Origin of the sequence: Nonomuraea gerenzanensis, assembly GCF_020215645.1 — a bacterium.
GTDB lineage: Bacteria > Actinomycetota > Actinomycetes > Streptosporangiales > Streptosporangiaceae > Nonomuraea > Nonomuraea gerenzanensis.
On sequence record NZ_CP084058.1, the window covers coordinates 2,937,468 to 2,958,483 of the forward strand.

Here is a 21,016-nt window from a genome sequence, read left to right on the forward strand (position 1 = left end):
TTCTGACTGTTATATTTTTGCTTATATTCTGCGCCCTGATCGCCATCCCGACATCGCGTTGACATTTCACGATGCGAGATGGGTTTTCGTTGCGGGGGGCGCCTCTCCGCCTGGAAGGTTGCGCCCCCGGTCAGCGCGAACGGAGAGTGATGGGCAAGTACCTGCTCCGCAGGTTGGCAATAAATGTGATCCTGGTCGCCATAGCCGCGAGCCTGGCCTACATGCTCGCGGCCACCACCATGAACCCGCGGGCGGCCTACGAGGGCCGGCAGCCGCCGGTGCCCGAGGCGACCATCGATGCCACACTTGACGCCTACAACCTGAACGACAAGACCCCCGTGCTCACGCGCTACGCGACCTGGGCCAAGGGTGTCGTGACCGGAGACTTCGGCAAGACCTGGAACGGCGGCTCGGTCAACGAGGAGATGGGCCGCCGCGTCATGGTCAGCCTGCGCCTGCTGCTCATCGGCACGCTGCTGGGCTTCGCCCTCGGCGTGGCGCTGGGCGCGTACTCGGCGGTCAGGCAGTACAAGCTCAGTGACCGGTTAATCGGTGTCACCTCCTTCGTGATCATGGCGATCCCCGTGTTCGTCCTGGCCACGCTGCTGGCCATCGGCACGTACAACCTGAACAGGGGGCTCGGCTTCACGCTGATCGAGTACACCGGCGAGTACAACCCGCAGCTGTCCGGGTGGGACCAGTTCGTCAACCGGCTGAACCACCTCATCCTGCCGACGATCTCGCTCAGCCTCGGCTCGATCGCCTTCTACAGCCGGATCCAGCGCAACATGATGCTCGACGTGCTCGGGCAGGACTTCGTCCGCACGGCGATGGCCAAGGGGCTGCGCCGCAGGACGGCGCTGACCAGGCACGCGCTGCGGACCGCGCTGATCCCCTCGGCGACGTACTTCGCCTTCGCGTTCGGCACGATGTTCACGGGCGCCACGTTCACGGAGAAGATCTTCGCCTGGCACGGCATGGGCGCCTGGCTGGTCGACTCGATCAACCAGAACGACGTGAACTCGGTGGCCGCGGTGACGTTCTTCGCCGCCGTGTGCGTGCTGGCCGCGTCCTTCCTGTCGGACCTGCTGGTGGCGGCCCTCGATCCACGGGTGCGGGTGAGCTGACATGCGATCCAAGGTCGTTCTCGGGCGCCTGCTGCGCAACAAGCAGGCCCGCTACGGGTTCATCGCCCTGTTCCTGCTGGTCGTGCTGGCCTACGTGGGGCCGTTCTTCGGCGCGTACGACTGGACGGAGAAGGACTTCCTGTCCTTCCTGTCGGCGCCGGACGCCGACCACTGGTGGGGCACCACCTCGATCGGCCAGGACATGTACGCGGTCACCCTGCGCGGCATGCAGAAGTCGATCATCATCGGCCTGCTGGTGGCGCTGATCTCCACGGGCCTGGCCGCGGTCGTCGGGGCGTTCGCCGGATATTTCGGCGGCTGGGTGGACAAGGTGTTGATGTGGGGTGTGGACCTGCTGCTGGTCCTGCCCAGCTTCCTGATCATCGCCATCATCTCGCCCCAGCTCAGGAACGGTTCGTGGCTGTGGTTCGTGGCGCTGCTGGCCGCGTTCTCCTGGATGATCACCTCCCGGGTGGTCCGCAGCATGACGCTCTCGCTGCGTGAGCGTGAGTACGTGCTGGCCGCCGCCTACATGGGCATCCCGCGCTGGAAGATCATCTTCCGGCACATCGTGCCGAACCTGGCCTCCCTGCTGATCATCGACGCCACCCTCAACGTCAGTGGCGCCATCATCGGCGAGGCCGCGCTGTCCTTCTTCGGCTTCGGCATCCAGCCGCCGGACGTCTCGCTCGGCACGCTGATCGCGGAGGGCTCCCGCAACGCCACCGGCTACCCGTGGCTGTTCGCCTTCCCCGCCGGACTGCTGGTCGCGCTGGTGCTCAGCGTCAACCTCATCGGCGACGGCCTGCGTGACGCACTCGACCCGGGGAGCAACTCATGAGCATCTTGGAGGTCAGGGACCTCACCGTCACCTTCCCCGGCGGCATCGAGGCCGTGCGCGGCGTCAGCTACGACGTCGAGCGTGGCGAGGTGCTCGGCATCGTCGGCGAGTCCGGCTCGGGCAAGTCCGTGACCTCGCTCGCCGTCATGGGCCTGCTGCCGCAGAACGCCGTGGTCAGCGGCTCGGTCAGGCTGCACGGCCAGGAGTTGCTCGGCATGAAGGAGGACGAGCAGGTCAAGGTGCGCGGCAAGGCCATCAGCATGATCTTCCAGGATCCGCTGTCGGCCTTCACCCCCGTGTACACGATCGGCGACCAGATCGCCGAGGCCGTCCGCATCCACCAGAAGCTGAGCAAGGACAAGGCGGCCAGGCGCGCCGTCGAGCTGCTCGACCTCGTCGGCATCCCGAACCCGAACCTGCGGGCCAAGGCGTTCCCGCACGAGTTCTCCGGCGGCATGCGGCAGCGCGCGATGATCGCCATGGCCATCGCCAACGACCCCGACCTGCTGATCTGCGACGAGCCGACCACCGCGCTCGACGTCACCATCCAGGCGCAGGTCCTGGAGGTGCTCAAGACCGCGCAGCAGGAGACCGGCGCCGGCATCGTGATGATCACCCACGACCTGGGCGTCATCGCCGGCATGGCCGACCGGGTGCTCGTCATGTACGCGGGCCGCCCGGTCGAGCAGGGGCCCGTGGACGACCTCTACTACCGGCCCCGCATGCCGTACACGATGGGGCTGCTCGCCTCGATCCCCAGGATCGACGGCGAGGAGGGGCCGCTGGTGCCCATCGAGGGCAACCCGCCCTCGCCCGCCTCGCTGCCGCCCGGCTGCCCGTTCGCGCCGCGCTGCCCCATGAAGGTGGACATGTGCGACGACGAGGAGCCGCCGCTGACGCCGTTCGGCGGCGGGCGCCACGTGGCCTGCATCCGCGCGCACGAGATCGAGCACAAGGGCCTCACGGGCGCCGACGTGTTCCCCGTGCCGGTCATCCCGCCCAGCGACGTCGTACGCGTGCCGCGCGCCGAGCGCGCCACCGTGCTGGAGCTCGACGGGATGAAGAAGCACTACCCGCTGATGAAGGGCGCGATCTTCAAGCGCCGCGTCGGCACCGTGTTCGCGGTGGACGGCATCAGCTTCGACATCGCCGAGGGCGAGACGCTGGCCCTGGTCGGCGAGTCGGGGTGCGGCAAGACCACCACGCTGCAGCAGATCATGCAGCTCCAGCCGCCGCAGGACGGCCGGGTGGTGGTGCTCGGCAAGGACAGCGCCAAGCTGGACAAGGGCGCCCGCAAGGCGCTGCGCGGGGACCTGCAGATCGTCTTCCAGGACCCGATGGCCGCGCTCGACCCGCGCATGCCGGTCGGCGACATCATCGCCGAGCCGCTGCGCGCGCACGGCAAGAAGGACGTCAGCGCCAAGGTCGCCGAGCTGCTGCAGCTCGTCGGGCTGGCGCCGGAGCACGCGCAGCGCTATCCGCAGCAGTTCTCCGGCGGCCAGCGGCAGCGCATCGGCATCGCCCGCGCGCTGGCGCTGGAGCCGAAGCTGCTCGTGCTGGACGAGCCCGTGTCGGCGCTCGACGTCTCCATCCAGGCAGGCGTGATCAACCTGCTGGAGGAGCTGAAGAACAGGCTGGGCCTGTCCTACCTGTTCGTGGCCCACGACCTGGCCGTGGTGCGGCACCTGGCCGATCGTGTGGCCGTCATGTACCTGGGCAGGATCGCCGAGATCGGGGCGGTCAGGAACGTCTACGACCGCCCCGCGCATCCCTACACGCAGGCGCTGCTGTCGGCGATCCCCCTGCCCGACCCCGAGATGGAGCGCACCCGCAAGCGCATCCTGCTCGAAGGAGACCTGCCCAGCCCGGCCGACCCGCCGTCTGGATGCAGGTTCCGCACCCGCTGCCCCAAGTTCGCCCAGCTCAGTGAGGCCGAGCGGCGGCGGTGTGTGGACGAGGAGCCCTCGGTTGCCCGGCTGGCGAACGTCACCGACCACGGTGCCGCCTGCCATTACGCGGAGGAGATCGAGGTCATCACGGCCTCGGACAATCAGGAGGAAGAGTGAAGGTTCGTTACCGTGCGGCCGCGGGGCTGGCGGTCCTGGCCCTGGCCGTCGCTGCCTGCGGCGGAGGCGGCGAGTCCGGCAACAAGCAGCCGAACGCCGAGCAGACGAAGCAGGCGCAGCAGCAGATGGCGGAGACCCCGTCCATCGCCATCAACCCTGTCCCGTACGAGCAGGTGAAGGACGGCGGCACACTCACCCTCTCCATCGGGCAGTGGCCGACGCAGTGGAACGGCAGCCACGTGGACGGCAACCAGGCCGACACGGCGGACATGCTCGACCCGATCATGCCGCAGCTCATGCTGTCGGACGAGAGCGCGGTCTTCACGCCGAACCCCGACTACGTCACGGACGTGAAGAACGAGACGACGGGCGGCAAGCAGGTCGTCACCTTCACGCTCAACGACAAGGCCAACTGGTCGGACGGCACGCCGATCACGTACAAGGACCTGCAGGCGCAGTGGAAGGCCAACAACGGCGAGGACAAGAAGTTCAAGCCGGCCTCCACCGACGGCTGGGACAAGATCGAGTCGATCGAGAAGGGCGACTCGGACAAGGTCGCGGTCATCACCTTCAAGGAGCCGTACCTCGAGTGGCAGGGCCTGTACAACCGGGCCAGCTCGTGGCTCTTCCCGGCCTCGGCCAACGAGACGCCGGAGGCCTTCGAGAAGGAGTACCTGCAGAAGATCCCGGTCACCGCGGGTCCCTTCAAGGTCGAGAGCCTCGACGAGGGCACCAAGACGCTCACGCTCGTGCGTGACGACAAGTGGTGGGGCAAGAAGGCCAAGCTCGACAAGGTCATCTTCCGCGCCATCCCCGACCCGTCCGCCGAGGTGAACGCGTTCGCCAACGGCGAGCTCGACGGCGTGCAGATCCCGGGCGGCAGCCCGGCCGACCTGAAGCGGGCCAAGGAGGTGCCGGACGCGGAGATCCGCAAGGCGCTCAGCCCGAACTGGCGGCACATCACGGTCAACAACCAGAGCGAGTTCCTGAAGGACAAGTCGGTCCGCCAGGCCGTGCAGTACGCCATCAACCGCGACGTGATCACCCAGTCCGACCTGAAGGACATGGAGTGGCCGATCCACACGCTCGGCAACCACGTCTTCATGAACAACGACAAGCGCTACGTCGACAACTCGGGTGACCTCGGCAAGTACAACCTGGAGAAGGCCAAGCAACTCCTCGACGCCGCCGGCTGGAAGCAGGAGGGCGAGGTCCGCAAGAAGGACGGCAAGGAGCTCACGCTCGACTTCGTCATCCCGGCCTCGACGCCGAACTCCAAGACGGAGAGCGAGCTGACCCAGGCCATGCTGAAGGAGGCCGGGATCAAGGTCGAGGTGGAGACCGTCCCGGTCGACAAGTTCTTCACGGACTTCATCATCAAGGGCGACTTCGACCTGGTGGCCTTCTCCTGGATCGGCGTGCCGACCCCGTTCGGCTCGCTGCCCCAGATCTACAAGACCGGCTCGGAGAGCAACTTCCCCAAGTCCAACGACCCGGCCGTGGACGCCGCCATCGACGAGGTCGGCAAGGCCACCGACCCGGTGAAGGCGGCCGAGCTGGCCAACGCCGCGGACAAGCTCATCTGGGACATGGTGCACACCATCCCGCTGTACCAGCTCCCCGACATCCGCGCCGTGAAGAAGACCGTCGCGAACTACGGCTCGCGCGGCTACAAGTACTACGACTGGGCGTCGATCGGCTACACCGCCTGATCCCCGCCGCATGAGGAACCCCCGGCCGCCGCGGCGACCGGGGGTTCCCGCGTTGCTCAGCCGTGCGAGTCGGCCACCCCGCCCTTGAACGTGGTGAAGCAGGACGGGCCGTTGGGGCCGTCGAAGCGGACGGAGTCGAAGAAGTCACGGAAGTCGACGTAGAAGTTGCCCTTGTCGCGCGGCTGGGTCACCGCCGAGCAGCCGCCGTAGCCGGCCTCGGAGTAGAGGTGGATCCAGGAGTCGGTACGGTTCCAGTCGGACTTGGCGCGGTCGGCCATGCCCAGCGCCGCCAGGTCGGGGGTGTCGGTCTTGATCTGGATGACGTCCCCGGTGCCGTCCAGGCCGGAGAACATGCAGTAGTAGCCGTCCTGGCACCGGTCGTACCCCTCGGCGGCCTGAGCCGGCGCCGCCAGGGCGGTCAGGGCGGCGGCGGCCAGCGGGAGCGCCAGCATGTGAAGCTTCTTGCCCACTCTTCCTCCATGGGTGAAACTTTCCTTCCGCCCGAACATACCTGGCGCGATCTTGTCAGGGAAGGGGGTCGATCCGATCGGCCGCGAACTCCCGCAGCGTCATGGGCGGCCGCCCGCCGTGGCGCTCGATGGTCTCGGTGACGCGGTAGAGCGGGTGGTCGCCGGTGCCGATGGCGTGGAAGAGGGCCCACAGGTGGGTGAGGTGCTCGACCGCGTACGGGTCGCCGTACACGTCCATCGCCCCCGCCTCCCACTCGTCGGGCGGCACGTCCACGTACTCGACGCCGAGCGCCCGCGCCGCCTCCCCGGCGGTGGACATCTGCCCCGTCAGCAGGCACACCGGCTCGACCGGCTCCGGATCCAGCAGCAGCCCCGCACCCACCGCCGCCACGTCGGCGGCCGCGATCAGCGGGATCCGCGTGGTGGGCGGCCCCAGCGGCAGCGCCAGCCGGCCCGCCGCGGCCACGACGACGGCCAGGTTCTCGAAGAACACCGCCGCCCGCAGGTGCACCGCGCCCACCCCGGCCCAGTCGAAGACCTGCTCCGACAGCCAGTGCCGGCGCATCCGCGGGGTGCCCGCCTCGGGCTGGGCGTCGAGCTGCGAGACCTCGACGACGCGCGTCACCCCCTCCTGCCGGGCGGCGGCGGCGAACGCCGAGGTCGCGTCCATCAGGCCCGCCGTCACCGGATAGGTGAAGAACGCCCGCGTGACCCCGCGCATCGCGGGCCGGACGTCGGTGATCTCGCGCAGGTCGCCGAACACCACCTCCGCGCCGAGCTTGCGCAGCTCGGCGGCCCGGTCGTCGTCGGCGCGGACGAAGGCCCGCACCTGCTCGCCGCGCTCCAGCAGCAGCTCCGCGACACGCCGCCCGGTCGCGCCCTGCTGCCCGCCGGCCGCTCCGGTGACCAGAATCATCTCTCCTCCTGAAGGGTGAGCCTGAACAGGCCGAGCCGCTCCAGATCGCGCAGGAACGGCCCGGCGGGGAACGCCTCGGCAGGGCCGAAGACGCCCGGGCCTGGGCCCTGGTCGCCGGCCAGCCGGACGGCGGCCTCGACCGAGGCCAGCGCGCTCATCCGCCACAGGTCGTGCCCGCGCGCCTGGCCGGCCCGGTTGCCGTCCTGCGTGATCACCTGCACGGCGACCGTGAAGTGGGAGCCCGCTCGCGTCTCCGGGTCCACGTGCTCGCTGGTGAACGCCTGCTCCTCCGCGAACGTGTGCGCCGTGAGCTGCGCCTCCACCTGCCTGGCCGCGACGTGCCTGGGCACCGTGACGACCTCGGGGAACGGCACGGGCGCGATCATCGTGCGCGGCCCGAGTGGCGGCGGGAACGGGAAGACGGCGTTGCGCGGCTCGACGTAGCCGACGTGCTCGGCGCCGTCGGTGTAGGTGATCCGCCGGGTGTCGGCGAACAGCAGCTCGGCGGTCTTCCTGGCCCCCGTGGTCAGGCGCCAGCCGGTCACCGAGTACGCGGTGATCACCCGGTCGATGCCGGTCAGGCCGGCGGCCGCGGCTCCGGCGAGCAGGTCGCCCAGCCCGCCGTAGAAGCTCATGGCCGTGACCATGGTGATGCCCGCCTGCCTGGCCGGCTGCTGCATGGTGTCGAACATCCACTTCGTGTGGTGCTGCTCCAGGGCGTGGTCCACGTAGTGGCAGCCGGCCTCGGCGGCGGCCGTGGCCAGGGCCCTGCCGGTGTCCGTGAACGGGCCCGCGCAGTGGATCAGCACGTCCGCCGAGCCGGCGAGATCGCGCAGCGCGGCTGGCTCGTCGAGGGCGGCCTCGTGCACGAGAGCTCCGCCCAGCTCCTCGGACAGGCTCTTGAGCGCGCTGCCGTCGCGGCCGGCCAGGACGATCTCCAGGCCCCGGCTGCGCAGGTCGGCGGCCACCAGGCGGCCGGTGTGGCCGGTCGCGCCGTAGACGGCGATGTGCGGTGGTGACATCATGGTGCCTCGTTGAGATACTCGGAGTACGTAACTATGTTCGAAGTTACGTACCACGAGTATGTAAGTCAATGGGAGCAGGATGATTCGCCGTACCCAGGCAGAGCGCTCGGACGAGACCACGGGGCGGCTGGTGAGCGCCGCGCGGGAGCGGTTCGGAGCCACCGGATACGCGCTGACCTCGATCGACGCGGTCGCCGCCGCGGCCGGGGTGACCAAGGGGGCCGCCTACCACCACTTCGGCGGCAAGGCGGAGCTGTTCCGCGCGGCGTTCGTGGCCGAGCTGGAGGCGGTGGACGCCAAGCTGCTGGGCATCGCCGCCGAGGAGGCCGACGTGTGGGCGGCGCTGCGGCGCGGCTGCCGGACCTTCCTGGAGCACTGCCTCGATCCGGGGTTCCGGCAGATCGTGCTGCTGGACGCTCCGGCGGTGCTGGGGTGGGAGACCGTGCGCGAGATCGAGCACGATCACATGTTGCGGATCCTGCGCGACGGGCTGCTCATGGCGGTGGCCACCGGGCAGGCGCCGGACGGTGACCTGGACGCCCGCGCGCAGCTCATGTTCGGCGCGCTGTGCGAGGGCGGCATGCTGCTGGCCCGGTCGAAGGAGCCGGCGGCCGACCTGCCTGGCATCGCCGCGGAGGCCGACCGCCTGCTGTCGGCGCTGGTCGCGCCACCGCAGTGAGCGGTGGGCGACCGGCTGGTGCCGTCGCCGTGGTGGGTGACCGGCAGTTCGTCAGGCCAGGGAGACGGTGATCCGCTGGGTGGCTCCGGCCGCGTTGCGCAGGTCGCCGAAGGTGAGGCGGAGCGAGTCGCCCGTACCGGCGGTGGCGACCGCCGGGGGCGCCGACAGCACCTCGCGGACCGGGCGGTCCCAGGTGAGCGCCAGCGCGGCGGCCCCGCGCGGCGGGTCGGAGACCGACAGCTGGGCGGTGCCGTCGGCGCGCTCGCGGATGAGCACGCACGCCGGGGCGCTCGCCGAGAGCGGGCCCACGCGGGCGGGCGCCCACAGGTTCGCCGCCGTCAGGCCCAGCTCGGGGACCCTGATCACCTGCGCGTACGGGGTGTTGGACAGGATCTGCACCCGGCCCGCGACCGCCGCCCTGGCACGGGTCGCCGCCTCGGTGGCGCCGGGCATGAGCACGTACGCGTAGGAGGCGCTGATCGGATCGGGGCCGTGGTCCAGCCACATGGTCAGGTAGCGGCGGGTGATCGGGTCGGGGGAGCCGCCGGCGTTGACGTCCCGCCACGAGCCGGTCCGTTCCTCCAGGAGGAGGTCCAGGCTGGTCGGGGAGGGGAAGACGTAACCGGCGTGGCCGGCCACGTGCACCCAGGAGACGTCGGTGCGCCGTTCGCGCGCGGCTCCTCCCCAGGGGCCGGCCGCCCGCTCGCGGGCGCGACGCTCGTCGTCCGCGCCGTCGCGGTCACGGCGCCCGCCGTCCTGCGGGCGCCTGTTCCACAGGTCGCCGTTCACGCGTACGGAGGTGCCGCCGCGCGCGCCCAGGTTGCGGTTGTCCACCACGGTCTCCACGGGCACCCCGTCCGCGCCGGTGATCCCCGCGCCCAGGCACACCACGCAGTCGTCCAGGAAGAACCACGCCTTCCTGGCCGCCATGGTGCTGCCCAGCCCGCGCAGGTCCTGCCCCACCGCGGCGAACTCGCCGTCCGTCGCGCCGCCCACCCAGCTCACGTCCGGACGGGGCAGCCCCCACGCGCCGCCCTCGCCGTTCGCCAGCCGCTTGGTGGACACGGTGATCCCCGGCAGCCGGTACGGGTCCGCCGTCGCCCAGAACGCGTCCGTGTACTGCTCCTCGCCGAACCCGTCGCCCCACCACGACAGCCAGCCGGCGCCTGTGTGCCAGCCCCGCGCGTTCTCGCCGTTGCCGTATTCGTAGTGCGCCACCCGCCGCGACGCCATGCTCACCGAGGCCGCCCAGGTGGGCCGCCGGTGGACGGCGCGGTCCATGCTGGGGAACAGCCGGTGCCCCACCGGCTCGGCCGCCGCCTTCCCCGCCGAGCGGGACACGGCCAGCAGCCGGGCCGTACGGGCGACGCCCAGCGACCGCTTGCCCGCCACCGGACGGCCGCGCTCCAGCCAGCCCTTGACCATGGCCCGCCAGCGCTCCCCGCGCTCACCGCCCGCCACCTCGGCCAGCAGCGCGATCGAGGCGAGCATGTTCTGCCCGCGCAGGCGGTCGTCCTGCCCGGCCCTGCTGATGCCGCGCCCGGCCACGTTGTCCATGAGCAGCCCGTTGTAGACGAACGGCGCCACCGCCTCGTCCACCGTGCCGAGGAAGGCCCGCAGCTCGGGCCCGTCCAGGTCCCAGGGCGAGCCGCGCAGCAGCGCGCCCAGCATCGCGACCCCGCCGAACAGCACCGCGCCGTAACCCCCGACGTAGGGGACGCAGCCGTGCTGGATGAAGGAGCCGTCGGCGTAGAAGCCGTCGCCCCGGGTGACCGGGGCGAACACCGGCGTCAGCGCGTCCCTGGCGAGCTGGATCCGCCGCGCGTCGCCGCTGAGCACCCCGCGCAGCGCCAGCACCTGGCACAGGTCCACCCGGTTGGCGCCGGTGCTGCTGCCCGTGTAGCTCGTCACCGCCGACTCCGGCACGAACGCGTCCACCGCCGCGCAGCACGCCGCCGCCCTGCGGCCGGTCAGCCGATCCGACATCAGCAGCGCCGTGTCCAGCAGCGCCTGCGGGCCGCCGATCCGCCAGTGCCACCAGTTGCCGTACGCGGTGGTGCCGGGGCGGTAGACGTCCGCGAGCAGGTGGTCCAGGCCCGCCAGCACGGCGCGGCCCAGCTCGGTGTCGCCGGTCACGCCGGTGCCGGGCTGCGCGTACGCCTCGGCCATCACCCTCAGCCTGGTGAAGCTCTCGTGCAGGTTCGCCGACAGCGCTGCCGGGTCGCCGGTCGCCGGCCCGCGTGCGGCCGGTCCGGAGCGGACGTGGCTGTGCCGGGTGATCCCGATCGCCGACGGGCCCGCGTACAGGAGGCCGTGCTGTGTGATCATGGTCTCCGCCGGGCCCGCGGAGGCGAACGCGGGCCCCGCGGCCCCCGCGGCCCCCGCGGGGCTCGCGGAGGTGAGGTGGTGCAGGGCGGCCGTGCGCTCGTCGGCGTAGCGCAGGCCGCGCCAGAGCGCTCCCGGCCGCGGGCTCATCGACTCGCGGTGCCGGGCCGCCGCCCGGCCCAGCTCCGCCAGCCTGCTCCGGTACGGCTCCGCCCCCCGGTCGAAGCCCTCGCCGAGCAGCAGCGCCCGCCACCGGGCCTTCAGGTCCGCATGGCGTGGCACCGCCCCGGCCGGGCCGGCCATCCCCATGGCGGGCCCGGCGCTCATCCCGGTGGCGAGCCCAGTGGTGAGCCCCGTGCTCAGTGCTGCTCCGCCTGCGGCGCGCAGGAGCGCACGCCGTGTCCATCCACCCGACATGAAATCCCCCGAGGCCGGTCGTGCTGCTGCGGACATCGGGGACGATATAGGGCGCTCAGGCCGGTGACCGGGCCGACTTCAGTGGCGTTGATCAACTAATGACCGATTCATGCCCCCGTCGAGGTGATCTTGCCGAACCCGGCTCCCATACGTACCGCCGCCGGCGATGTGGCCGGTGGTGCCGACGCCCGCGATGGTCTCGGGAAGCGCTTTCCGGACGGCATCGTCGACAGCCCTCACGGGTGGTAAAGCGGCGATGAAACTTTCACCGGATCGCGGCCCGTTTTCCCTGGTGCTCGCCGAAAGTGGGGACGGCGGCTCACGCGGGCCCGGGAAACTCGGCAGATGTCACCTAGAGTGCGTTTGGGAGCGCTCCCAAACACCCCTTCGAGCCGAGCGCGGAGCAGCGTGCCATGAGCAACCCGAGAAGATGGACGAGCAGGGCCGCCGCGCTGATGCTCGTCGCCGCCAGCCTCGTGGCGGCACCCCCGGCCGCCGCCGCGGCCTTCCCCTACCAGGACCCCACCCTCCCCGTCGCCACCCGGGTCAGCGACCTCCTGTCGCGGATGTCGCTGGATGAGAAGCTCGGCCAGATGACCCAGGCCGAGCGCGGCTCCGTCAGCGAGTCCGACGTCACCACGGCCAGGCTCGGCTCGGTGCTGTCGGGTGGCGGCTCCGCGCCGTCACCGAACACGGCGACGGCCTGGGCCGACATGTACGACAGGTACCAGAACGCCGCCCTGGCCACCCCGCTCGGCATCCCCATGATCTACGGCGTGGACGCCGTGCACGGGCACAACAACGTCCACGGCGCCACGATCTTCCCGCACAACATCGGCCTCGGCGCCACCCGCGACCCCGCCCTGGTCGAGCGGATCGGCCGGGCCGTGGCCGAGGAGGTCTCCGGCACCGGCATCGACTGGAACTTCGCGCCCTGCCTCTGCGTGGCCCGCGACGACCGGTGGGGCCGCACGTACGAGTCGTTCGGCGAGACCCCCGAGCTGCCCGCGTCGATGTCCGCCATCGTCACCGGCCTGCAGGGCAGCGCGCTCAACGGCCCCGCCTCCGTGCTGGCCACCGCCAAGCACTACCTCGGCGACGGCGGCACCACGAACGGCACCGACCAGGGCAACACGCAGCTGTCGGAGTCCGAGCTGCGGGCGATCCACCTGCCGCCGTTCGAGGCCGCCGTGGAGCGCGGGGTCGGCTCGGTGATGATCTCCTTCAGCAGCTGGAACGGCACCAAGCTGCACGGCCACCAGTACCTGATCACCACGGTGCTCAAGGGCGAGCTGGGCTTCGACGGGTTCGTGGTCTCCGACTGGAACGGCATCGACCAGATCGACGGCTCGCCCGGCACCTCGGCGCAGGACGTGCGCACCGCCGTGAACGCCGGCATCGACATGGTCATGGTGCCCGTCGAGTGGCGCCGCTTCATCGACCTGCTGCGCGCCGAGGTGCAGGCCGGGCGGGTCACGACGGCCCGCGTGGACGACGCGGTACGCCGCGTCCTGACCAAGAAGTTCGAGCTCGGGCTGTTCGAGAAGCCGCTCACCGACCGCTCGTACACCTCCGGCGTGGGCAGCGCGGCGCACCGGGCGCTGGCCCGCGAGGCGGTCGCCAAATCGCAGGTCGTGCTGAAGAACGCGGGCAACGTGCTGCCGCTCGCCAGGACCGGCGGCAAGCTCTTCGTGGCCGGCAAGAGCGCGGACGACATCGGCAACCAGAGCGGCGGCTGGACGATCTCCTGGCAGGGCTCGTCGGGCAACATCACCCCCGGCACCACGATCCTGCAGGGCATCAGGAACACCGTGGGCTCCGGCACCACCGTCACCTACAGCCGCGACGGCAGCGGCATCGACGGCACCTACCGGGCCGCCATCGCCGTCGTCGGCGAGACCCCGTACGCCGAGACCCAGGGCGACCGTCCCGGCGGCCTCGGCCTGGACAGCGCCGACCTGAACACCATCAACACCCTGCGCGCCTCCGGTGTCCCCGTCATCGTGGTGCTCGTGTCAGGCCGCCCCATGGACGTCGCCTCCCAGCTGTCCGGCTGGAACGCGCTGGTGGCCGCCTGGCTGCCGGGCACCGAGGGGCAGGGCGTGGCCGACGTGCTGTTCGGCGCCGCCCAGCCGACCGGCAAGCTGCCCATGACCTGGATGAGCAGCGCCTCTCAGCAGCCGATCAATGCGGGTGACGGCAAGACGCCGCTGTTCGCGCAGGGGTTCGGACTGACGTACGAGCCCTCCAGCGGGGACGACACCAGCCCGCCCACCGCGCCCGGCACGCCCGCCGCCTCCGCCGTCACCTCCTCCTCGGCCACCCTGACCTGGACGGCCGCCACCGACAACGTGGGCGTCACCGGCTACGACGTGGTCCGCTTACAGGGCTCGGCCGAGTCGGCGGTGACCACCTCCACCACCGCTTCGGCCTCCCTCACCGGCCTGACGGCCAACACCTCCTACACCTTCGCCGTCTACGCCAGGGACGCGGCCGGCAACCGCTCACCCCGCTCGGGCCCGGTCACGCTGACCACCACGGGCGGCGGCACGGGCGGCGGCTGCACCGCCACGCCGTCCACCCAGAGCCAGTGGGCCACCGGGTACGTCATCCAGGTGACGGTCACCAACACCGGCACGACGGCCAGGACCGGCTGGACCGTCACCTTCACCCTGCCGCCCGGCCACACGGTCAGCGGCGGCTGGAACGGCACGTTCACCACCTCCGGCCAGACCGTCACGGTCCGCAACGTCGGGCACAACGGGGCGCTGGGGCCGGGGGCGAGCGCGGCCTTCGGCTTCCAGGGCACCCGCCCGAACGGCGACACCTCCCTGCCGTCCGGCTACACCTGCGCCTGAACACCGCGCGAGCCGGTGGTGCCTTCAGCGCACCACCGGCCCGGCGGGTCCCTCTCGTGCGGCCGCGTTACCGGCCAGGCGGGTTTCTCACCGTTCCTCGTACACCCGCCCGAACTCGACCTGCGGCGTGCCACCGGCGAAGTTCCGGTCCACCTCGGCCCGCTCGGCGGCGCTGGGCGTGGCGTTCCTGCAGCTCACGGGGGCGCTCGAACCGGACATCAGGTCGGTGCAGCGCCCGGTGCGCCGGTCCGGCAGGCCCAGGATGTGCCCGATCTCGTGGGTGGCGATGCGGAGCGGGTAGTAGCCCTGGTTGACGGCCTGCCGGCCCATCCAGATCGTGCCCCGGCCCAGGCTGGTCGGCTGGGCCCGGGGCCAGCCGTTGTCGGCGTACACGACGAAGTGGGCGGGGGTGCCGCGGACGAGCCGGACGTTGACCACGTTGGCGTTCCAGACCTGGGCCGCCTGGTCGATCGTGGCGCTGAACTCGGCGGCCCGGCTGGCGTCGTACCTGAGCACCGTGACCAGGGCGGTGGCCTGAGCGGGCGCGGTGACCAGCAGGAACGCCAGGCTCAGGACGACGGAGAGGATGATGCGGAGAGGTCTTGACACGGAGCCTCCTCCAGGAGTTGGGGGTGTTGTGACGGTATGCGCGCCCACTCGTCCCGGAGACGTATCAAGTTGCCCCTATCGCCGTGATATGGCCGGCGTCAGCAGATGCTCTGGCGGCTGTTGATCAGCGTGTTGTTCCTGAACGTGGTGTTGACGCCGCACGGGCTCTCGGTGATGGCCGAGTTCGTCACCGTCAGGTTCTGGATGACGATGTCGGAGGTGTTGGGGAACTCCGAGCGGGCCGCCAGCCGGATGTCGCCCGGACCCGTCACCGTGCCGCCCTGGGCGGCGATGTTCACGTTGTGGCAGTTCTCGATGAGGATCGCGTTGTTGCCGGTCTGGGCGAGGTCCACCCGGTTGATGACCGCGCCGCCGCTCTCCGAGACGCAGAAGACGCCGCGCCCGCCGCCGCGCGCGATGACCTGGTTGACGCGGATGTTGGTGGGATAGGCGCTGCCGATCCGGCCGTTCCTGTTGGCCATGCGGAAGGCGGCGTAGCCGGTGCCGGTGCCGGCGCCCTGGGCGTCGACCGTGTTCACCGTGGCGTTGATGGTGTCGTTCAGCAGCAGGCCGGAGTGGCCGGTGTTGCGGGCCGTGACGGTGCCGACGGTCAGGCCGTCCACGCCGTACGTCTCCACGCCGTGGGTGCTGGTGCCGGAGACGTGGACGTTGTCGATGCGGACGTTCCTGGTGCGTACGCTGCGGTCGCCGTGGTTGTCGATGCGGATGCCCAGGCCGCTGGACAGGCGCAGGTCGATCTGGCCGAGCGTGATGTCGACGCCGTTGCGCACGAAGATGCCGTACAGCGGGCCGCCGGTGACGTTCAGGTGCTGAACCTCGACGTCCGTCACGCCTCTGGCGTACACGACGGCCTGGTCGCCGGAGCCCGAGCCGGTCACGTTCACGGTGCCGCACACGTCCAGCACCGTGTAGCTGGGCAGGGAGAGCCGCGAGCCGGCGCTCATCGAGCCGGAGCCGCGCACCACGACCCGCTGCTTCGAGGTGCGGCCGGCGGTGAGGCTGCCCACGGCGGCCTGCATGGCCGACAACATGCTGCTTCCCGTGTAGACGGTCCTGCTGCCGTTGCGGGCCGTCCAGGTGCTGCCGCTGAGCACCGCCTCCGCGTTGTACGCGCCGTCACCGCACGCGAGCGCGGCCGTCCCTGCGGCGCTGCGTGCCGTGGCGGTGGCAGTGGCGGTGGCGGGGGCGGACAGCGGGGCCGCCATGAGCGCCAACGCGGTGAGCCCGGCGGCGAGGCCGGTAGTCCTGGGCTTGCTGATGCTTCGCATACTCCGCTCCTGGGGGTCGGTGCGTGCTGAATCGATTCATCGCTTGGCGAGCCTGTGAACTGGGGTGATGCGGGGAAGCTGCCGGCTGGATCGGTGGGGAGTATTACAACGTTCAAATCGGCCGTCAACAAGTCGTGAAACTTACACGACGGGGCGCTCTGGCTGGATTTGAGTAGGGGGATACTCATGCTGTGCCGGGGGCGTCCTTCTAGCGTCACCAGGCATGAAGACCTGGACGGCCGCCTTGGCCCTCATGTCGTGCCTGGCCTTGACCGGCTGCGGCAGCGGCGCCCTCAGCGGGCCCGGCTCCTCCTCGGACGATGCCGTCTCGGGCGACTCGTCCTCGTCCTCGTCCTCCTCCTCCGATGGGCGGTTCACCTCGGGTGACGGGGGCGGTGGTGGGGTGGCGGCCGGCAGTGGCGAGGAACAGCCGGGATCCACCGGTGGGCCGACACGGAAGACGCGGTACGACTTCACGCTGCCCGTGGGGGAGACGGCGGTGGACGTGAATGAGGGGGATGTCTACAAGGCGTTGTCGGAGGGTCGCTGCGACGACGCCCAGGCTCTGCTCGATGAGAAGCGGGGGAGCTTCCGGTCGGAGCGGACCGTGCCGTTGTTCGAGGCCGGGGTGCATCTGTGCCGGGGGGACGTGGCTGCTGCCAAGGCCGCCTACAAGCGGGCGGTTTATGAGAACGAGTCGAAGGTGTGGTTCATCTGCGCGTTGGATCGGGCGGTGGGCAGTGTGGTGCGGCAGCGGCCGAAGTCGGCGTTCGGCGGGTGCCCGCCGGTCGTGGAGCTCGGCTCGACGCCGGAGCCTGAAAGTTCGACTGAGACTTCGCCTGAGACTTCGCCGGAATCGTCACCGGAGTCGTCGGAGGAGTCCTCTCCCGAAGCCTCGTCCTCGCCGTCGCCCTCTCCTGACTCCTCGCCCGAGTCCTCGCCGGACACGGAGTCGTCGTCTGACACGACGGAGTCCTCCTCCGAATCCTCGTCCGAGTCCGCGCCTGACGCGGGCTCGACCGCCGACGAGTAGCGGGCGTGCGTCCGTGAACGGCGAGCCCACCATGGAGATCGCGAGAAAAGCCACCCCGCAGAGGCCGCCTGACGACGAGCGGCCCCCGGCGTCGGCCCCCGAGCCTCGCCCGCAGCCCGCGCCCCCGCCCGACAGCGACTCGCTCACCGAACTCGTGGCGGGCGAGGAGGACCAGCCGGCGGGCGGGGAGGACGAGGGCGGCGGGCCGGCCGGCCACCCGCTGCTCCGCTGGGCCGTGGGCGTGCTCGCCAACGTCACCGTCCTGACCGGCCTGCTCGTGTACTTCGGCTGGCAGCGCAGCGAGATCCAGGCCCTGGAGCTGGGCATCGACGACAGCGTCCTCGGCATGTCCCCGACCGACTACGTGCTGCGCAGCGTCCGCCAGGCGCTGACCCTGCTGCTGGTCGTCGCCATCGGCGGGCTGGCGTGGCTGCAGCTCGACCACGTCCTGCGCCCCCGCGTCCTCAGGGACGGCACCACGGACGAAGCGGATGAAGCCGCGCCGGGTAAGGCCAGGAGCCGGGACCGCCTCGTCACCCACTCCCTGCGTTTCATGTCCTGGGCCTGGCTGGTGCTGCCGCTCGCCTGCTGGGCCCTGGGCTTCGTCGAGCCGCTGCTCGAAATCGCGTTCCTGATCTTCCCCTTCAGCATCGGCGTGGGCGCCCTGCTCACCCTGTACGGCACGTACCTGCGCTCCCTCATGCCCGGCCGGCTCCCACGCACGAGCATGCCCCTGCGCTACGCGTTCACCGCGATCATCGTCTGCGTGTCGCTGTTCTACGGAGCGGGCAACTACGCCACCGTCCTCGGCGTCTCGCTGGCCGAGAACATGGAGGTCGACAGGCTGGCGAGAGTACGCGTCTACAGCACCCAGCGCCTGAACCTGGCGGCCGGCCAGGAGACCACCCTGCCCGGCTCCACCGGCAAGGACGACTACCGCTACCGGTACACGGGCCTGCGCCTGCTCCTGCACACCAGCAAGGGGTACTTCCTGGTCGCGGAGAACTGGCGGCCCCAGCAGGGCGTCGTGATCATCCTTCAGGAGTCGTCCACGGTCCGGCTGGAGCTGGGCGCGTGACCGCCGCCTCGCTAGGCCACGCTCACGTCCAGGAATATCGGCTTCTTGGCGGCGAGGAGCGGGGCGCCGTGCTCGTCGGTCATCTTCCAGAAGATCTTGCAGCGGCCGGGGGACTCGGCGGCGCGCACGCGTACCGTGATGTCGACCGACTCGCCCGGCAGGACCGGGCCGATCGCGACCCGCTTGGGCGCCTGGCACGGGGTGTCGTTCATGCGGGTGAGGTAGCGGTCCTGCCAGGGGATGTTGCCCGAGTTGCGCAGGCGCCAGGTCTTGTCGAAGGACGTGCCCGACCGGACGACGGTGCCGTCCGGGTAGGTGACGTCCTTCTCGAGGACCGAGTCGTCGAACGGGGTGATCGGCGTAGTCGGGTGGGCCGCGGGCTCGCTGTCCGCGTCGTCCACGAGCTGCGGGAGGACCCAGCCGACCAGGATGGCGCCGGCGCCCACCACCCCGCAGACGGCGGCCAGAACGGCGTGCCGCCGCCCGCGCCGGGAGCGGTTGCCGCGAAGGGGCGGCGAGGACGGTTCGGCGCCCGCTCGCGACGTGCCGGAGGGGCGGGCGTCGGCTTGCGGCGTGCCGGAGTCCGGGGCGTCGGGTGGCGATGCGCTGGAGCCGCAGGCGCTGTCGCGGGTGGCCTGCTCCCAGTACGCCCGCCACTCACGCCTGACCTCGTCCCCATCCCCGCCCAGCCGATCGACGGCCAGCACCCGGACGAACTCCCATGTCGTCTCCCAGCTCGGCATCGCGATGCCCCGGGCCGCCGCGGCGAGCGAGGACTTGGAGGCGGCGGCTCCGAGGCGGGAGGCCATGTCCGCGAAGGACGGGTCGCCCGCCTGCTCCTTGAGCTCCCAGAGCCGGTGGGCGAAGAGCGCGACGGGGCCGGAGCCCGGGTCAGGCCGGACGGGGCGGCGGCCACGCCGCGCTCCCGTGCCCTCGTCCTGCGATCCGGGCGACTGCGTCATCCCACCTCTGCTTCGGTCGGCCGCGCCGCGCGGCCCCCCGCCGCACGGCATCAAGACCCCTGGAGGTTACCAAACGCAACCGGGCCGCGCCGGGCGGTGGAGTGTCACGTCACTCGGCCCTGATGCCGTCGATGAACACCTCGCCCCCGGTGTTCAGGAACACCCACACCGCGCGGATGTCGCTCCGGTCGAGGGTCACCCCCACAGGGCGACTGATCTGGTCGAACCGCTCGGTGACGGTCTCGCTGCGCCTCCAGAGGTGACATGCGGTCAGTGACTGTGGACGCCATAGACGCGGGTGACGGCCGTCGATATGGCGATCAGCCGGTTCACCGATCCTGCGGTGTTGTCGAACTGTTCGGATGCCGCTAGCTGGGCGGATCGCCGTGGGTTACGGAGCCGTACGTCATGAATCGGTTGAGCGACGATCCGCCCAGCCGCGTCAGACGACCAGCTCCGCGGGCCCGGTGAGCAGGCTGACGCCCTTGCCCGCGAAGTTCGCCAGGTCGGCGACCGCCGCCTTGCCCTCCTCGCTGGCCGCGGCGGCCTCGAACGCCTGCTGGTCGTCGAAGGTCAGCACGGCGACCAGGTGGTAGGGAGGCTGCTCGCCGCCGGTGGCGGCGGGCCGCATGGTCGTGTAGGAGCGCACGCCCGGCATGCGGGCCGCGAGCGGGGCGTGGGTCTCGTCGTAGTGCTTGTCGAACGCCGCGGCGTTGTCCGGCTGGTTGTAGAGCACGATGAGCTGGAAAGCCACTGTCGCCTCCGGAGGCAGACGGGGATGTGCTCTCGATGAAACCTCCGCTGCGGCTGCGGCGATAGGGGCGGCGGCCCGGCGGTTCTCGTTCTACCGTGAACGCAGGGGATGGTCGAGGGAGGGGCGCGCATGGATCCGATCGTTCTGGCGGCCGGCACGGCGCTGGTGGCCGCCATGGCCACCGACGCCTGGGAGGCGGCCCGCGACGGCGCGGTGGCACTCTGGCGGCGGGCCAGACCCGCCGAGGTGGAGGTCGTCGGGGCGGAGCTGGAGGGCGTGCGCGGCCAGGTGCTGGAGGCCCGTGCCGACGGCGACGAGGACACCGAGCGGGCGCTGGCCGGGTCCTGGCAGATCAAGCTGCAGGCGCTGCTGCGCGCGGACCCGGCGCTGGCCGTGGAGATCCAGCGGGTGCTGGACGAGGTGCTGCGGCCCGCGCTGGCCTCCGACGAGCAGGGGTCCGCCCGTTCCGTCGTGATGAAGGCGAAGGCGAGCGATCAGGCTCGGATCTATCAGGCGGGCCGCGACCAGCACATCACCGAGCGCTGACCTCTCGGCCTTGAGCTAGCGGCTGCCGTGCCTGGCGGCCAGGCGGACCACGGCCGGGCGCATGAGGGCGGACGGCGGGTCCACCAGGCCCACCACGCGGGCGAACGCGATCGCGCACGACGGGTCCCGGGTGGCGGCGCGCTGGACGCGGGCCACGTACCTGGCGATCAGCCGCGACAGCAGCGGCGGCTCGCCCGGGACCCCCGGGAAGGCGAGGTCCGCCTGGAGGGCGAGCTGCCACACGGGGTCGGTGGCACGCATGGCGGCGCGGAAGTAGCGGCGTTCGAGGTCGTCTCGTGGTGGCTGGGC

18 protein-coding genes are annotated in these 21,016 nt (G+C 71.1%); 9 read left to right on the top strand and 9 right to left on the bottom strand.

Annotated features, from left to right (window positions below; translation table 11 throughout):
• The first annotated feature begins 149 nt into the window (after positions 1-149).
• From LCN96_RS14035 to LCN96_RS14050, 4 genes are read left to right on the top strand one after another with little or no spacing between them, the layout of a single operon-like run.
• Positions 150-1,127 carry an ABC transporter permease gene (locus LCN96_RS14035; protein WP_225273047.1) on the top strand — a complete coding sequence of 326 codons (978 nt, stop codon included), beginning with the start codon at positions 150-152 and terminating at the stop codon, positions 1,125-1,127.
• Between the two features lies 1 nt (position 1,128).
• Positions 1,129-1,968, top strand: coding sequence for an ABC transporter permease (locus tag LCN96_RS14040; RefSeq protein WP_225273048.1), 840 nt, complete (start codon positions 1,129-1,131; stop codon positions 1,966-1,968).
• Positions 1,965-4,034: an ABC transporter ATP-binding protein gene (locus LCN96_RS14045; RefSeq protein ID WP_225273049.1), complete on the top strand. Its 2,070-nt coding sequence runs from the start codon at positions 1,965-1,967 to the stop codon at positions 4,032-4,034. Before LCN96_RS14040 ends, LCN96_RS14045 begins: the two co-directional genes overlap by 4 nt.
• Positions 4,031-5,746: an ABC transporter family substrate-binding protein gene (locus LCN96_RS14050; protein ID WP_225273050.1), complete on the top strand. Its 1,716-nt coding sequence runs from the start codon at positions 4,031-4,033 to the stop codon at positions 5,744-5,746. The genes LCN96_RS14045 and LCN96_RS14050 overlap by 4 nt, the downstream gene beginning before the upstream one ends.
• A 56-nt stretch (positions 5,747-5,802) precedes the next feature.
• Here the strand turns inward: LCN96_RS14050 and LCN96_RS14055 are convergent, their stop codons facing one another.
• From LCN96_RS14055 to LCN96_RS14065, 3 genes are read right to left on the bottom strand one after another with little or no spacing between them, the layout of a single operon-like run.
• Entirely contained in the window at positions 5,803-6,216 is a 414-nt protein-coding gene (locus LCN96_RS14055; protein ID WP_225273051.1) for a peptidase inhibitor family I36 protein, read from the bottom strand.
• Positions 6,217-6,271: 55 nt separating this feature from the next.
• Positions 6,272-7,132 carry an NAD(P)H-binding protein gene (locus tag LCN96_RS14060; RefSeq protein WP_225273052.1) on the bottom strand — a complete coding sequence of 287 codons (861 nt, stop codon included), beginning with the start codon at positions 7,130-7,132 and terminating at the stop codon, positions 6,272-6,274.
• The gene (locus tag LCN96_RS14065) at positions 7,129-8,157 is read right to left on the bottom strand and encodes a saccharopine dehydrogenase NADP-binding domain-containing protein (protein WP_225273053.1); all 1,029 of its coding nucleotides are present in this window, start codon (positions 8,155-8,157) and stop codon (positions 7,129-7,131) included. Before LCN96_RS14065 ends, LCN96_RS14060 begins: the two co-directional genes overlap by 4 nt.
• 79 nt (positions 8,158-8,236) lie before the next feature.
• On the opposite strand from LCN96_RS14065, the gene LCN96_RS14070 reads away from it, so the two are divergent.
• Positions 8,237-8,836, top strand: coding sequence for a TetR/AcrR family transcriptional regulator (locus LCN96_RS14070; RefSeq protein WP_225273054.1), 600 nt, complete (start codon positions 8,237-8,239; stop codon positions 8,834-8,836).
• Positions 8,837-8,887: 51 nt separating this feature from the next.
• On the opposite strand, the gene LCN96_RS14075 is transcribed toward LCN96_RS14070, so the two are convergent.
• Positions 8,888-11,488, bottom strand: coding sequence for a polysaccharide lyase 8 family protein (locus tag LCN96_RS14075; protein WP_225273055.1), 2,601 nt, complete (start codon positions 11,486-11,488; stop codon positions 8,888-8,890).
• A 503-nt stretch (positions 11,489-11,991) separates the two neighbouring features.
• Here LCN96_RS14075 and LCN96_RS14080 point away from each other — a divergent pair.
• Entirely contained in the window at positions 11,992-14,436 is a 2,445-nt protein-coding gene (locus LCN96_RS14080; protein ID WP_225273056.1) for a glycoside hydrolase family 3 N-terminal domain-containing protein, read from the top strand.
• 87 nt (positions 14,437-14,523) lie between these two features.
• Here LCN96_RS14080 and LCN96_RS14085 read toward each other — a convergent pair whose 3' ends face one another.
• On the bottom strand, positions 14,524-15,045 hold the full coding sequence (locus LCN96_RS14085; RefSeq protein ID WP_225273057.1) for a snapalysin family zinc-dependent metalloprotease: 522 nt from the start codon (positions 15,043-15,045) through the stop codon (positions 14,524-14,526).
• A gap of 98 nt (positions 15,046-15,143) precedes the next feature.
• A complete protein-coding gene (locus LCN96_RS14090) occupies positions 15,144-16,334 on the bottom strand; it encodes a hypothetical protein (RefSeq protein WP_225273058.1) in 1,191 nt (396 codons plus the stop codon).
• Between the two features lie 223 nt (positions 16,335-16,557).
• On the opposite strand from LCN96_RS14090, the gene LCN96_RS14095 reads away from it, so the two are divergent.
• Together LCN96_RS14095 and LCN96_RS14100 are read left to right on the top strand one after the other, a co-directional pair.
• The gene (locus LCN96_RS14095; RefSeq protein ID WP_225273059.1) at positions 16,558-17,367 is read left to right on the top strand and encodes a hypothetical protein; all 810 of its coding nucleotides are present in this window, start codon (positions 16,558-16,560) and stop codon (positions 17,365-17,367) included.
• Between the two features lie 31 nt (positions 17,368-17,398).
• Positions 17,399-18,445 carry a hypothetical protein gene (locus tag LCN96_RS14100; RefSeq protein ID WP_225273060.1) on the top strand — a complete coding sequence of 349 codons (1,047 nt, stop codon included), beginning with the start codon at positions 17,399-17,401 and terminating at the stop codon, positions 18,443-18,445.
• Between the two features lie 11 nt (positions 18,446-18,456).
• Here the strand turns inward: LCN96_RS14100 and LCN96_RS14105 are convergent, their stop codons facing one another.
• Entirely contained in the window at positions 18,457-19,407 is a 951-nt protein-coding gene (locus LCN96_RS14105; protein ID WP_225273061.1) for an NBR1-Ig-like domain-containing protein, read from the bottom strand.
• A gap of 442 nt (positions 19,408-19,849) precedes the next feature.
• Complete coding sequence (locus tag LCN96_RS14110; protein WP_225273062.1) at positions 19,850-20,161, bottom strand: EthD family reductase; 312 nt, start codon at positions 20,159-20,161, stop codon at positions 19,850-19,852.
• A 129-nt stretch (positions 20,162-20,290) separates the two neighbouring features.
• Here LCN96_RS14110 and LCN96_RS14115 point away from each other — a divergent pair, with 129 nt between their 5' ends.
• On the top strand, positions 20,291-20,707 hold the full coding sequence (locus LCN96_RS14115; protein WP_225273063.1) for a hypothetical protein: 417 nt from the start codon (positions 20,291-20,293) through the stop codon (positions 20,705-20,707).
• A 15-nt stretch (positions 20,708-20,722) separates the two neighbouring features.
• Here LCN96_RS14115 and LCN96_RS14120 read toward each other — a convergent pair whose 3' ends face one another.
• Complete coding sequence (locus tag LCN96_RS14120) at positions 20,723-20,968, bottom strand: hypothetical protein (protein ID WP_225273064.1); 246 nt, start codon at positions 20,966-20,968, stop codon at positions 20,723-20,725.
• Between the last annotated feature and the right edge of the window lie 48 nt (positions 20,969-21,016).